Annotated in this window: 14 protein-coding genes; 12 read left to right on the plus strand and 2 right to left on the minus strand. The window is 57.8% G+C overall.

Annotated elements, in window-relative coordinates; all coding sequences use genetic code 11:
• The first annotated feature begins 1 nt into the window (after position 1).
• The 6 genes from livF to ugpQ all read left to right on the plus strand — a co-directional run bounded on the left by livF (position 2) and on the right by ugpQ (position 5,949).
• Positions 2-715, plus strand: coding sequence for a high-affinity branched-chain amino acid ABC transporter ATP-binding protein LivF (gene livF / locus UR504_RS18335; RefSeq protein ID WP_008500102.1), 714 nt, complete (start codon positions 2-4; stop codon positions 713-715).
• A gap of 245 nt (positions 716-960) precedes the next feature.
• Positions 961-2,277 carry a sn-glycerol-3-phosphate ABC transporter substrate-binding protein UgpB gene (ugpB, locus tag UR504_RS18340; protein WP_023310025.1) on the plus strand — a complete coding sequence of 439 codons (1,317 nt, stop codon included), beginning with the start codon at positions 961-963 and terminating at the stop codon, positions 2,275-2,277.
• Positions 2,278-2,404: 127 nt separating this feature from the next.
• A complete protein-coding gene (gene ugpA, locus UR504_RS18345) occupies positions 2,405-3,292 on the plus strand; it encodes a sn-glycerol-3-phosphate ABC transporter permease UgpA (RefSeq protein ID WP_133293578.1) in 888 nt (295 codons plus the stop codon).
• Positions 3,289-4,134: a sn-glycerol-3-phosphate ABC transporter permease UgpE gene (ugpE, locus tag UR504_RS18350; protein WP_274241723.1), complete on the plus strand. Its 846-nt coding sequence runs from the start codon at positions 3,289-3,291 to the stop codon at positions 4,132-4,134. The genes ugpA and ugpE overlap by 4 nt, the downstream gene beginning before the upstream one ends.
• Position 4,135: 1 nt before the next feature.
• On the plus strand, positions 4,136-5,206 hold the full coding sequence (locus UR504_RS18355; RefSeq protein WP_274241724.1) for a sn-glycerol-3-phosphate import ATP-binding protein UgpC: 1,071 nt from the start codon (positions 4,136-4,138) through the stop codon (positions 5,204-5,206).
• Complete coding sequence (gene ugpQ, locus UR504_RS18360; RefSeq protein ID WP_274241725.1) at positions 5,203-5,949, plus strand: glycerophosphodiester phosphodiesterase; 747 nt, start codon at positions 5,203-5,205, stop codon at positions 5,947-5,949. Before UR504_RS18355 ends, ugpQ begins: the two co-directional genes overlap by 4 nt.
• Here the strand turns inward: ugpQ and UR504_RS18365 are convergent.
• On the minus strand, positions 5,933-6,310 hold the full coding sequence (locus tag UR504_RS18365) for a DUF2756 family protein (protein ID WP_111964217.1): 378 nt from the start codon (positions 6,308-6,310) through the stop codon (positions 5,933-5,935). The genes ugpQ and UR504_RS18365 overlap by 17 nt on opposite strands.
• Positions 6,311-6,433: 123 nt before the next feature.
• Between UR504_RS18365 and ggt the strand changes: the two genes are divergently transcribed.
• Complete coding sequence (gene ggt, locus UR504_RS18370) at positions 6,434-8,179, plus strand: gamma-glutamyltransferase (RefSeq protein ID WP_274241726.1); 1,746 nt, start codon at positions 6,434-6,436, stop codon at positions 8,177-8,179.
• A gap of 86 nt (positions 8,180-8,265) precedes the next feature.
• On the opposite strand, the gene yhhY is transcribed toward ggt, so the two are convergent.
• Entirely contained in the window at positions 8,266-8,754 is a 489-nt protein-coding gene (gene yhhY, locus UR504_RS18375; RefSeq protein WP_021242744.1) for an N-acetyltransferase, read from the minus strand.
• 255 nt (positions 8,755-9,009) lie between these two features.
• Between yhhY and UR504_RS18380 the strand changes: the two genes are divergently transcribed.
• The 5 genes from UR504_RS18380 (at position 9,010) to gntU (ending at position 13,961) form a co-directional block, all read left to right on the plus strand.
• Positions 9,010-10,047, plus strand: coding sequence for an oxidoreductase (locus UR504_RS18380; protein ID WP_274241728.1), 1,038 nt, complete (start codon positions 9,010-9,012; stop codon positions 10,045-10,047).
• A gap of 123 nt (positions 10,048-10,170) precedes the next feature.
• Positions 10,171-10,866 carry a pirin family protein gene (locus UR504_RS18385; protein WP_008503360.1) on the plus strand — a complete coding sequence of 232 codons (696 nt, stop codon included), beginning with the start codon at positions 10,171-10,173 and terminating at the stop codon, positions 10,864-10,866.
• A 101-nt stretch (positions 10,867-10,967) separates the two neighbouring features.
• Positions 10,968-11,963, plus strand: a complete 996-nt coding sequence (gntR, locus tag UR504_RS18390) for a gluconate operon transcriptional repressor GntR (RefSeq protein ID WP_021242747.1) — start codon at positions 10,968-10,970, stop codon at positions 11,961-11,963.
• Positions 11,964-12,089: 126 nt separating this feature from the next.
• On the plus strand, positions 12,090-12,617 hold the full coding sequence (gene gntK, locus UR504_RS18395; protein WP_008503362.1) for a gluconokinase: 528 nt from the start codon (positions 12,090-12,092) through the stop codon (positions 12,615-12,617).
• Between the two features lie 3 nt (positions 12,618-12,620).
• Positions 12,621-13,961 carry a gluconate transporter gene (gene gntU / locus UR504_RS18400; RefSeq protein ID WP_127729256.1) on the plus strand — a complete coding sequence of 447 codons (1,341 nt, stop codon included), beginning with the start codon at positions 12,621-12,623 and terminating at the stop codon, positions 13,959-13,961.
• Positions 13,962-14,071: the final 110 nt, after the last annotated feature.

Raw genomic sequence — 14,071 nt, forward strand, 5'->3', positions numbered from 1 at the left:
GATGGAAAAAGCGATGTTAACGTTCGACAAGGTCAACGCGCACTACGGCAAGATCCAGGCGCTGCACGACGTCAGCCTGCATATCAATCAAGGTGAAATCGTGACCCTGATTGGCGCCAACGGCGCGGGCAAAACCACGCTGCTCGGCACCCTGTGCGGCGACCCGCGCGCCACCAGCGGGCGGATTGTGTTTGATGGCAAAGACATTACCGACTGGCAGACCGCCAGAATCATGCGCGAGGCGGTGGCGATTGTTCCGGAAGGGCGCCGCGTGTTCTCGCGTATGACGGTGGAAGAGAACCTGGCGATGGGTGGGTTCTTCGCCCACCGCGATGAATACCAGACCCGCATCAAGTGGGTGTACGAACTCTTCCCGCGCCTGTGGGAGCGCCGCATTCAGCGTGCGGGCACCATGTCCGGCGGTGAACAGCAGATGCTGGCGATCGGCCGCGCGCTGATGAGCCAGCCGCGCCTGCTGCTGCTGGACGAGCCGTCGCTCGGCCTGGCGCCAATCATCATCCAGCAGATATTCGACACCATCGAGCAGCTGCGTAAAGAGGGGATGACCATCTTCCTCGTCGAGCAAAACGCCAACCAGGCGCTGAAGCTCGCCGACCGTGGCTACGTGCTGGAGAACGGCCGCGTGGTGCTGGAGGACACCGGCGACGCGCTGCTGGCGAACGAAGCGGTGCGGAGCGCGTATCTGGGCGGCTGAGCCGTCTGTATCGCCCGGTGGCGCTTACGCTTACCGGGCCTACGGTATCAACCAGGCCGGGTAAGGCGAAGCCGCCACCCGGCTTTTTCACATAAACCCCCTTCACACAACCATCATCCCCCTGACCCTTTACTGTCACTTATCTGTAAACAAACAGTTATTTTTCTGTCATTCGAGCATGTCATGTTACCTCGCGAGCATAAAACGCGTGATATCGCGCATCCGGCACAATAAGAGAGATGACAATGACATCGTTACGACACACAGCTTTGGGTCTGGCACTGGGTCTGGCTTTTGCGACGAACGCAATGGCTGTGACGACCATTCCGTTCTGGCATTCCATGGAAGGGGAGTTGGGTAAAGAAGTTGACTCCCTGGCGCAGCGTTTCAACGACACCCACCCGGATTACAAAATTGTGCCGGTGTACAAAGGCAACTACGAGCAGAGCCTGAGCGCGGGCATCGCCGCCTTCCGTACAGGCAACGCGCCTGCACTGTTACAGGTTTATGAAGTGGGCACTGCCACCATGATGGCCTCCAAAGCCATCAAGCCGGTCTATGAAGTATTCAAAGAAGCGGGTATCAACTTCGATGAATCCCAGTTTGTACCGACCGTAGCGGGTTACTACACCGATTCCAAAACCGGCCATCTGCTGTCTCAGCCGTTTAACAGCTCCACGCCGGTGCTGTACTACAACAAAGACGCCTTCAAGAAAGCCGGTTTAGATCCGGAGCAGCCGCCAAAAACCTGGCAGGACCTGGCCGAATACACCGCGAAGCTGAAAGCGGCGGGGATGAAGTGCGGCTACGCCAGCGGCTGGCAGGGCTGGATCCAGATCGAAAACTTCAGCGCCTGGCACGGCCTGCCGGTTGCGACCAAAAACAACGGCTTCGACGGCACCGATGCGGTACTGGAGTTCAACAAGCCGGAGCAGGTGAAGCACATTGCGTTGCTTGCCGATCTGAACAAGAAGGGCGACTTCAGCTACTTCGGGCGTAAAGACGAATCCACCGAGAAGTTCTACAACGGCGACTGTGCCATTACCACCGCCTCGTCCGGCTCTCTGGCGGACATCCGCCACTACGCCAAATTCAACTACGGCGTGGGCATGATGCCGTACGATGCTGACGTGAAGGGCGCGCCGCAGAACGCCATCATCGGCGGGGCGAGCCTGTGGGTGATGCAGGGTAAAGACAAGGGCACCTATAAAGGCGTAGCCGAGTTCCTCGACTTCCTGGCGAAGCCGGAAAACGCCGCCGAATGGCACCAGAAGACCGGCTACCTGCCGATCACCAAAGCCGCGTACGACCTGACCCGCGAGCAGGGCTTCTACAGCAAGAACCCAGGGGCGGACATCGCGACGCGTCAGATGCTGAACAAGCCGCCGTTGCCGTTCACCAAAGGCCTGCGCCTGGGCAACATGCCGCAGATCCGCACCATTGTGGATGAAGAGCTGGAAAGCGTCTGGACCGGGAAGAAAACGCCACAGCAGGCGCTGGATTCCGCGGTAGAGCGCGGGAATCAGCTGCTGCGCCGCTTTGAGCAGTCGACGAAATCGTAATTCAAACCTGCCCCTCACCCCGGCCCTCTCCCCAAAGGGGCGAGGGAGAAAAGACGGCTCCGTGCAGTCCCCTCTCCCTTCTGGGGAGAGGGCTAGGGTGAGGGGTGAATACCTACAGAGCTAACCTATGTCATCATCCCGTCCGGTGTTCCGTTCCCGCTGGCTGCCGTACCTGTTGGTCGCGCCTCAGCTGGTCATCACCGTTATCTTCTTTATCTGGCCTGCGGGCGAAGCGCTGTGGTACTCGGTACAAAGCGTCGATCCGTTTGGGCTTTCCAGCCAGTTTGTCGGGCTGGACAACTTTACCGCGCTGTTCAATGACAGCTACTACCTGGAGTCCTTCTGGACGACGATGAAATTCAGCGCGCTGGTCACCGTCAGCGGCCTTGTTGCCTCGCTATTTTTCGCCGCGCTGGTGGACTACGTGGTGCGCGGAAGTCGTATTTATCAGACCCTGATGCTGCTGCCATACGCCGTGGCGCCCGCCGTCGCTGCCGTACTGTGGATTTTCCTGTTTAACCCCGGTCGCGGGCTGATTACCCACTTCCTGGCAGAGTTCGGCTACGACTGGAACCACGCCCAGAACAGCGGTCAGGCCATGTTCCTGGTGGTGTTCGCCTCGGTGTGGAAGCAGATCAGCTATAACTTCCTGTTCTTCTTTGCCGCGCTGCAGTCCATTCCCCGCTCGCTGGTGGAAGCCGCCGCGATTGACGGCGCAGGGCCGATTCGTCGCTTCTTCAGGCTGTCGCTGCCGCTGATCGCCCCGGTAAGCTTCTTCCTGCTGGTGGTTAACCTCGTTTACGCCTTCTTCGACACCTTCCCGGTAATCGATGCGGCCACCGCAGGCGGCCCGGTGCAGGCGACCACCACGCTGATTTACAAAATCTATCGCGAAGGCTTCGCCGGGCTGGATCTCTCCGCCTCTGCCGCGCAGTCGGTTGTGCTGATGTTCCTCGTCATCATCCTCACGGTGGTGCAGTTCCGCTATGTCGAAAGTAAGGTGCGCTACCAATGATTGAGAACCGTCGCGGGCTGACGATTTTCAGCCATACCATGCTGATTTTAGGGATCATCGTCATCCTCTTCCCGCTGTACGTGGCCTTTGTCGCCGCCACGCTGGACACCAAAGCGGTGTTCGATACGCCGATGACGCTGATCCCCGGCGGCCACCTCTTTGAGAACATGAAGACCATCTGGACCCAGGGCGTGGGCGTCAACAGCGCACCGTTCTGGCTGATGATGCTCAACAGCTTCATCATGGCGTTTGGCATTACGGTCGGCAAAATTACGGTGTCGATGCTTTCGGCGTTCGCCATCGTCTGGTTCCGCTTTCCGCTGCGTAACCTCTTCTTCTGGATGATCTTCATCACGCTGATGCTGCCGGTTGAGGTGCGTATCTTCCCGACGGTGGAGGTGATCGCCAACCTGAAGATGCTCGACAGCTACGCGGGCTTAACCCTGCCGCTGATGGCCTCGGCGACCGCCACCTTCCTCTTCCGCCAGTTCTTTATGACCCTGCCGGACGAGCTGATTGAAGCCGCGCGCATCGACGGCGCCTCACCGATGCGCTTCTTCCGCGACATCGTGCTGCCGCTGTCGAAAACCAACCTTGCGGCGCTGTTTGTGATCACCTTTATCTACGGCTGGAACCAGTACCTGTGGCCGCTGCTGATTATTCAGGACGTCAATCTCGGCACCGCCGTGGCGGGCATCAAAGGCATGATTGCCGTCGGCGAAGGCACCACCCTCTGGAACCAGGTGATGGCGGCGATGCTGCTCACCCTTATCCCACCCGTAGTCATTGTTTTAGCCATGCAGCGCGCGTTTGTCCGCGGCCTGGTCGATAGCGAGAAATAAGATGGCAGGTTTAAAACTTCAGGCAGTAACCAAAAGCTGGGACGGCAAAACCCAGGTGATCCAGCCGCTGACGCTCGACGTGGCGGACGGGGAGTTTATCGTGATGGTCGGCCCGTCCGGCTGCGGCAAATCCACCCTGCTGCGCATGGTGGCGGGGCTGGAGCGCGTGACGTCTGGGGACATCTGGATTGACCGCCAGCGCGTCACCGAGATGGAGCCGAAAGACAGAGGTATCGCGATGGTCTTCCAGAACTACGCTCTCTACCCGCACATGAGCGTGGAGGAGAACATGGCCTGGGGGCTGAAAATCCGCGGCATGGGCAAAGGCCATATCGAGGAGCGCGTGAAAGAAGCCGCCCGCATTCTGGAGCTGGACGGCCTGCTCAAGCGCCGCCCGCGCGAGCTCTCCGGCGGCCAGCGCCAGCGCGTAGCGATGGGGCGCGCCATCGTGCGCGATCCGGCGGTATTCCTGTTCGACGAGCCGCTCTCTAACCTCGACGCCAAGCTGCGCGTGCAGATGCGTCTTGAGCTGCAGCAATTGCACCGTCGTCTGAAAACCACCTCGCTGTACGTTACCCACGATCAGGTCGAAGCCATGACCCTCGCCCAGCGCGTGATGGTGATGAACAAAGGCGTTGCCGAGCAGATTGGTACCCCGGTGGAAGTGTATGAGAAACCGGCTACCCGCTTTGTGGCGAGCTTTATCGGCAGCCCGGCGATGAACCTGCTGGAAGGGCGTATCAGCAGCGCGGGCTCGCACTTTGAGCTGGAAAGCGGGATGGCATTGCCAATCAACTGGTACTATCGTGGCTACGCCGGGCGTAAGATGACGCTCGGTATCCGCCCGGAACATATCGGTTTAACCTCTCAGGCGGAAGGCGGCGTGCCGCTGATCATGGACACGCTGGAGATGTTGGGTGCAGATAACCTGGCGCACGGGCGCTGGGGCGAGCAAAAGATGGTGGTGCGTCTGGCACATCAGGAGCGCCCTAAAGCAGGCAGCACGCTGTGGCTGCACCTGCCGGAAAATCATCTGCACCTGTTTGACGGTGAAACAGGACAACGAGTATGAGCAACTGGCCTTATCCCCACGTCGTCGCCCACCGCGGCGGCGGTAAGCTGGCGCCGGAAAACACGCTGGCGGCGATTGACGTCGGCGCGCGCTACGGTCACACGATGATCGAGTTCGACGCCAAGCTGTCGAAAGACGGCGAAATTTTCCTGCTGCATGACGATAACCTTGAACGCACCAGCAACGGCTGGGGCGTGGCGGGCGAGCTGCCGTGGCGCGATCTGCTGAAAGTTGACGCCGGAAGCTGGTACAGCGGCGAATTTAAAGGCGAACCGCTGCCGCTGCTGGCGGAAGTAGCCGATCGCTGTCGCCAGCACGGCATGATGGCCAATATCGAAATCAAACCGACCACCGGCACCGGGCTGCTGACGGGCAAAGTGATTGCCCTTGCCGCGCGCGAGCTGTGGGAAGGGATGACCGCGCCGCTGCTCTCCTCGTTTGAAATTGACGCACTGGAAGCGGCACAGGCGGCCGTGCCGGAGCTGCCGCGCGGGCTGCTGCTTGACGAGTGGCGCGAGGACTGGCGCGAGCTGACGACGCGCTTAGCGTGCGTCTCTATTCATCTCAACCACAAGCTGCTGGATGAGACGCGGGTGAAGATGCTGAAGGACGCGGGTCTGCATATTCTGGTTTACACCGTCAATAAACCCCAGCGCGCGGCCGAACTGCTGCGCTGGGGGGTGGACAGCATCTGCACCGATGCAATCGACCTGATCGGCCCGGACTTTAGTTCTGCGGATTAAGCATACTGCCATTCGACTGCGGCGGCAGCATATGCTGCTGTCCGCTGCCTGACGACGTCATTCCCCCTAACATCCCGCCGTTTTTATTTGGCAACGGCTGCTCGCGCACCTGCCCCTGCTGCACGCGCTGGGTGTTGGCGTTCATCTGATTTTGCAGGCTTTGCTGCTGCACCTGGGTCTGCGTTCTCAGCTGCTGATTCAGCATCCCTTTTTGCTGCTGCTGCTGGCTCATCATCTCGGTCTGCATACGCTGCTGGCTCGGGATGACGTAACCCTGCTGATTCGGGTTATTCATGGTGTTGAGTGGCTGTGCGAGCGCGGCAAAGGGGATCAGCGCCGTAAGAATCAATAAGCGTTTCATTGTCATTTCCTCCTCTTGAGGTCTCTCTTAAGTTTACCCTGATTTCACCATGACGATGATTTTTTAGGAGTTGTGAACCAGGCTTAAGCGGGGAATATGGATCCCTTCACCTGGAGAACAATAATGATGAAACCAACGTTTTTGCGCTGGGTCGCCCTCGCCGCGCTGATGGCTGGCGGTACATTTAGCGTGGCGGCGAACCCGCCCGCGGCGCCTCCGGTCTCTTACGGCGTGGAGGAAGATGTTTTTCATCCCGTGCGGGCAACCCACGGCATGGTGGCATCCGTGGATGCGCTGGCGACCCGCGTGGGCGTCGATATTCTCAGACAGGGCGGTAACGCGGTGGATGCCGCGGTCGCCGTCGGCTACGCGCTGGCGGTGACGCACCCGCAAGCGGGGAACCTGGGCGGTGGCGGCTTTATGATGCTGCGCACCAAAGACGGGAAAACCACCGCCATCGACTTCCGTGAAATGGCGCCTTCTCAGGCGTCACGGGACATGTTCCTTGATGACCAGGGCAACCCGGACAGTAAAAAATCCCTGACCTCGCATCTCGCGTCCGGCACGCCGGGCACCGTTGCTGGCTTCTCGCTGGCGCTGGAAAAATACGGCTCGATGCCGCTAAACAAGGTGGTGCAGCCTGCCATCAAGCTGGCGCGGGAGGGCTTTGTGGTGAATGACGCGCTGGCAGACGACCTCAAAACCTACGGTAGCGAAGTCATTCCGAATCACGAAAACAGCAAGGCGATCTTCTGGAAAGATGGCGAGCCGCTGAAGAAGGGCGATAAGCTGGTGCAGAAGAACCTCGCCAAAAGCCTGGAGCTGATTGCGGAGCACGGTCCGGACGCCTTCTACAAAGGGGCGATTGCCGACCAGATTGCGGAAGAGATGCAGAAGAACGGCGGGCTCATCACCAAAGCGGATCTGGCGGACTACAGGGCGGTGGAGCGCGAGCCGATTAGCGGCACCTACCGCGGCTATGAGGTCTTCTCCATGCCGCCGCCGTCTTCCGGGGGCATTCACATCGTGCAGATCCTCAACATTCTTGAAAACTTCGATATGCACAAGTTCGGCTTTGGCAGCGCGGATGCCATGCAGATAATGGCGGAAGCGGAAAAACGCGCCTATGCCGATCGCTCGGAATATCTCGGCGACCCGGACTTCGTGAAGGTGCCGTGGCAGGCGCTGACCAACAAGGCGTACGCCAAATCCATTGCCGATCAGATCGACATCAACAAGGCTAAGCCGTCGAGCGAGATCCGCCCCGGCAAGCTGGCGCCGTATGAAAGCAACCAGACCACCCACTTCTCGGTGGTGGATAAAGACGGTAACGCGGTGGCGGTGACCTATACGCTCAACACCACGTTTGGCACCGGGATTGTGGCGGGCAATAGCGGCATTCTGCTGAACAACGAGATGGATGACTTCTCCGCCAAGCCGGGCGTGCCGAACGTCTACGGGCTGGTCGGCGGCGATGCGAATGCGGTAGGGCCGAAGAAACGTCCGCTGTCGTCCATGTCGCCCACCATTGTCGTGAAAGATGGCAAAACCTGGCTGGTAACCGGCAGCCCGGGCGGCAGCCGAATTATCACCACAGTATTGCAGATGGTGGTGAACAGCATTGACTTTGGGATGAACGTCGCCGAAGCCACCAACGCCCCGCGCTTCCATCATCAGTGGCTGCCGGACGAGCTGCGCGTCGAGAAGGGCTTTAGCCCGGACACCATTAAACTGCTTGAGCAGCGTGGGCAGAAGGTGGCGGTGAAAGAGGCGATGGGCAGCACCCAGAGCATTATGGTAGGGCCGGACGGAGCGCTGTTTGGCGCATCAGATCCGCGTTCGGTGGATGATTTGACGGCGGGGTATTGATGTATTGCCCGGTGGCGCTGCGCTTACCGGGCCTACAACTGCACGAACGTAGGCCGGGCAAGGCGAAGCCGCCACCCGGCAAATCACTACTTCATTCTCGCCATATAATACGCGTCCACATATTCGCCGTTGCGCAGGGCAAATTTCTTGCCGGTCCCTTCGATTTCAAAACCAAAATTTTTATAGAGGGCAACTGCCGCGGGGTTATCGGCAAAGACCGTCAGTTCGATACGTTCAATGCGCAACCAGTTGTCACACAGGTTGATCATCTCGCTCATGAGCCTGCGGCCTACGCCGCGTCCCTGCATATCCGCAGCCACGCTGATGCCGAATGTGGCAACATGGCTGCGACGCGGGTTTTCCATTACGTCCAGCGCCATATGTCCAATAACGCGCTGGTCAAGACAGGCAACGAGATGGCGCCGGCCTGGTTTTGTCGCAACGCGTTCGTGCCACATTTCCATAGAAGGATGAGGGAGTTGTAGCGTGTCGTGATACACATCAGGATGCGACATGATGTCACGTAAAGCTTCTGCATCGCTGGGTTCGATATGGCGTATCACTATCTCACTCATTCCTTGTTCCTCAGTCAGTTAAAAGTCCCTTCCAACATCAATGACTTTAAAATTTGAGTCAACCGCTATTTTTTGCAAAAAGTATTGGACAAGTGCGAATGAGAATGATTATTATTGCTCTGCATTCAGGAAGACTCCTACGGGAACCTGAAAGCACGACATTGCTCACATTGCTTCCAGTATTACTTTAGCCAGCTTTTAGCTGGCTTTTTTTTGTTATGGTTAGACTCAGTAACCTTCCAAAAGGACTGAGCCATGACACTACATTGCGCATTTATTGGATTTGGTAAAAGCACCACCCGCTATCACCTGCCGTATGTCCTCAACCGTAAAGATACCTGGCATGTGGCCCATATCTACCGCCGCCGCGCGAAGCCGGAAGAGCAATCTCCGCAGTATTCCCACATCCACTTCACCAGCGATCTCGACGAGGTGCTTAACGACCCGCAGGTGAAGCTGGTGATTGTCTGCACCCACGCCGACAGCCATTTTGACTATGCCAAACGCGCGCTCAATGCGGGTAAAAACGTGCTGGTAGAAAAGCCGTTCACCCCGACTATTGCCGAAGCGAAAGAGCTGTTCGCGCTGGCGAAAAGCAAAGGCCTGACCGTTACGCCGTACCAGAACCGTCGCTTTGACAGCTGCTTCCTGACGGCGAAAAAAGCGATTGAAAGCGGCAAGCTCGGCAACATCGTGGAAATCGAAAGTCACTTCGATTACTACCGTCCGGTGGCGGAAACGCAGCCCGGACTGCCTCAGGATGGTTCGTTCTATGGTCTGGGCGTGCACACCATGGACCAGATCATCTCCCTGTTTGGCCGCCCGGACCACGTGGCGTATGACATTCGCAGCCTGCGCAACAAAGCCAATCCGGACGATACCTTCGAAGCCCAGCTGTTCTACGGCGATCTGAAGGCCATCGTCAAAACCAGCCACCTGGTGAAGATCGACTACCCGAAATTTATCGTTCACGGTACCCGGGGTTCGTTCATTAAGTACGGCATTGACCAGCAGGAGACCAGCCTGAAGGCCAATATCATGCCGGGCGAGCCGGGATTTGCCGCAGGCGATTCCGTGGGCGTGCTGGAGTATGTGAACGACGAGGGCATGACGGTCAAAGAAACGCTGAAGCCGGAAAGCGGCGACTATGGCCGCGTCTACGATGCGCTGTTTGAGACCCTCACAAACGGCACGGCGAATTACGTCAAGGAATCTGACGTTCTGACCAACCTCGAAATCCTTGAACGGGCCTTCGAACAGGCTTCTCCTGCCACGATAACCCTCGCGAAATAAGCAAAAACGGCTCCTCTGTGCTTGTTCATAATTTTTGAACAGAGGAGTCAATTTTCACCCTCTATGATCCCAGGCCGTTTGCGTCCACACTTACTCCATCGAAACGAACTGAGGGTGAAAACAATGATCTACTTACGCAAAGCAAACGAACGTGGTCACGCGAATCATGGCTGGCTGGACTCATGGCATTCATTCTCGTTTGCCGACTACTACGACCCGAACTTCATGGGCTTCTCCGCGCTGCGCGTGATTAACGACGACGTGATTGATGCAGGCCAGGGCTTCGGTACCCACCCGCACAAAGACATGGAAATCCTGACCTATGTGCTGGAAGGCGCGGTTGAGCACCAGGACAGCATGGGCAACAAAGAGCAGGTTCCGGCAGGCGAGTTCCAGATTATGAGCGCGGGTACCGGGGTGCGTCACTCCGAGTACAACCCGAGCAAAACGGAAAAACTGCACCTGTATCAAATCTGGATCATTCCAGAAGAGACCGGCATCACGCCGCGCTACGAGCAGCGCCGCTTCGACGCGAAACAAGGCAAACAGCTGGTGCTGTCCCCGGATGCGCGTGAAGGCTCCCTGAAAGTGCATCAGGATATGGAGCTGTACCGCTGGGCGCTGGCGAAAGATGAACAGTCTGTGCACCAGATCGCCGCCAACCGCCGCGTGTGGATCCAGGTGGTGAAAGGGGAGGTGTCCATCAACGGGACCAAAGCGACAACCGCCGATGGTCTGGCCATCTGGGACGAGCAGGCGATCTCCGTGCATGCCGACAGCGAAAGCGAAATTCTGCTGTTTGACCTGCCGCCGGTGTAATAAAACATAAATAAATCCCCATCCTTCCCTTTGACAGGGGAAGGATGGGCTTTGTCCGTGGTAAACTGAGCAAATCTCTCACTTCAAGATTTCTCAGGACGATGAAAAAGAAACGCCCCGTACTTCAGGATGTCGCCGATCGCGTCGGTGTGACCAAAATGACGGTCAGCCGTTTTTTACGTAACCCGGAGCAGGTTTCCGTGGCGTTACGTGGCAAGATTGCCGCTGCCCTTGATGAACTGGGTTATATCCCCAACCGCGCGCCCGATATCCTCTCCAATGCGACCAGCCGCGCGGTGGGCGTCCTGCTTCCTTCTCTGACCAACCAGGTATTTGCCGAAGTATTACGTGGAATCGAAAGCGTCACCGATGCGTTTGGCTACCAGACCATGCTCGCCCACTACGGATACAAGCCGGAACTCGAAGAGGAACGTCTTGAATCGATGCTTTCCTGGAACATTGACGGCCTGATTTTAACCGAACGTACCCACACTGCCCGCACGCTCAAAATGATTGAAGTGGCCGGTATTCCGGTCGTGGAGCTGATGGATAGCCAGTCGCCGTGCCTCGACATCGCCGTGGGGTTTGATAACTTCGAAGCGGCGCGTCAGATGACGGCGGCCATCATCGCCCGTGGGCATCGTCATATCGCCTATCTGGGTGCGCGTCTTGATGAACGTACTATCATCAAACAGAAGGGATACGAGCAGGCGATGCTTGACGCGAACTTAACCCCCTACAGCGTGATGGTGGAGCAGTCCTCTTCCTATACGTCGGGTATTGAGCTGATGCGTCAGGCGCGACGCGAGTATCCGCAACTGGACGGTATTTTTTGTACCAACGATGACCTTGCGGTCGGCGCAGCGTTTGAGTGCCAGCGTCTGGGGCTGAAGATCCCTGATGATATGGCGATCGCCGGTTTCCACGGCCATGACATCGGTCAGGTGATGGAGCCGCGTCTGGCGAGCGTCCTGACGCCGCGTGAACGTATGGGCCGCATTGGCGCAGAACGCCTGCTGGCGCGCATTCGTGGCGAGACGGTTACCCCGAAAATGTTAGATTTAGGTTTCACCTTGTCACCGGGTGGATCTATTTGAACTGACAAATTTGAAGTAGCTCACACTTATTCACTTCGCGCACGTTTGGATATTGCTTCTCTTTTGCCCCAGCAGGACAATGTTACCGATAACTGTTACCCGTAACAATTGACTGAGGGACACCCTTTGAGCACGACTAATCACGATCACCACGTCTACGTCCTGATGGGCGTTTCCGGTAGCGGGAAATCAGCCGTGGCCAGCGAAGTGGCGCATCAACTCCAGGCTGCGTTTCTTGATGGCGACTTCCTCCATCCGCGCAGCAACATCATGAAAATGGCCTCCGGCGAGCCGCTGAACGACGACGACCGCAAACCGTGGTTGCAGGCGCTGAATGACGCCGCGTTCGCTATGCAGCGTACCAATAAAGTCTCCCTGATCGTCTGCTCCGCGCTGAAAAAAACCTATCGCGACCTGCTGCGCGACGGCAACCCAAACCTCTCTTTCATCTACCTGAAAGGGGATTTCGAGGTGATTGAAAGCCGCCTGAAGGCGCGTAAAGGTCACTTCTTCAAAACCCAGATGCTGGTAACGCAGTTCGAAGCGCTGCAGGAGCCGGGTGAAGACGAGAAAGACGTCTTAGTGGTTGATATCGATCAGTCACTGGAGGGTGTTGTTGCCAGCACCATCGAGGTCATTAATAAAAGGCAGTAAGTTTTGAGTACATTAACGCTAGTTTTGACAGCAGTGGGTTCGGTATTGCTGCTGCTGTTTTTAGTGATGAAGGCGCGCATGCACGCCTTTGTTGCTTTGATGGTGGTTTCTATTGGTGCTGGTCTCTTTTCCGGTATGCCGCTCGACAAGATCGCCGCGACGATGGAAAAAGGGATGGGCGGTACGCTGGGCTTCCTGGCGATTGTGGTCGCGCTGGGCGCGATGTTTGGCAAGATTTTGCACGAGACGGGCGCGGTCGACCAGATTGCAGTGAAGATGCTGAAATCCTTTGGCCACAGCCGTGCGCACTACGCGATTGGCCTGGCAGGGCTGATTTGCGCGCTGCCGCTGTTCTTCGAAGTGGCCGTTGTGCTGCTGATAAGCGTCGCATTCTCCATGGCGCGCCATACTGGTACTAACCTCGTGAAGCTGGTCATTCCGCTGTTTGCGGGGGTGGCGGCGGCTGCGGCGTTTCTGCTGCCGGGGCCTGCGCCGATGCTGCTGGCCTCCCAGATGCACGCCGACTTTGGCTGGATGATCCTGATTGGCCTGTGCGCGGCAATCCCGGGGATGATTATCGCCGGTCCGCTGTGGGGCAACTTCATCAGCCGTTACGTTGAGCTGCATATTCCGGATGACGTCACCGAGCCGCACCTGGGCGAGGGCAAAATGCCGTCCTTCGGCTTCAGCCTGTCGCTGATCCTGTTGCCGCTGGTTCTGGTGGGTCTGAAAACCATCGCCGCGCGCTTTGTGCCGGTGGGGTCCACTGCCTACGAATGGTTTGAGTTCATCGGTCACCCGTTCACGGCGATCCTGGTGGCCTGTCTGGTGGCGATTTACGGCCTGGCGATGCGTCAGGGGATGCCGAAAGACCGGGTGATGGAGATCTGCGGTGCGGCGCTGCAGCCTGCGGGCATTATCCTGCTGGTGATCGGTGCCGGCGGCGTGTTCAAGCAGGTGCTGGTGGATTCCGGCGTTGGCCCGGCTCTGGGTGAAGCGCTGACCGGGATGGGCCTGCCAATTGCGGTGACCTGCTTTGTGCTGGCTGCGGCGGTACGTATCATCCAGGGTTCTGCTACCGTGGCGTGTTTAACCGCCGTGGGTCTGGTGATGCCGGTGATTGAACAGCTGAACTACTCCGGTGCCCAGATGGCCGCGCTTTCTATTTGTATCGCGGGCGGTTCGATTGTGGTCTCTCACGTTAACGACGCCGGCTTCTGGCTGTTCGGTAAGTTTACCGGTGCCACCGAAGCGCAAACTCTGAAAACCTGGACGCTGATGGAAACCATACTCGGCACGACGGGTGCGATTGTCGGGATGATTGCCTTTACGCTGCTCAGCTAAATGCAATGATTTAACAAGGCAAAAAAAAGGCCCGGTAGCGTTAACGCTTACCGGGCCTTTTATTATGCAGAACGTCAGGCCGGGTCAGGTGAAACCATCACCCGGGTTTT

Origin of the sequence: Enterobacter sp. 241F3 (genome assembly GCF_034106785.1) — a bacterium.
Classification (GTDB): Bacteria; Pseudomonadota; Gammaproteobacteria; order Enterobacterales; family Enterobacteriaceae; genus Enterobacter; species Enterobacter vonholyi.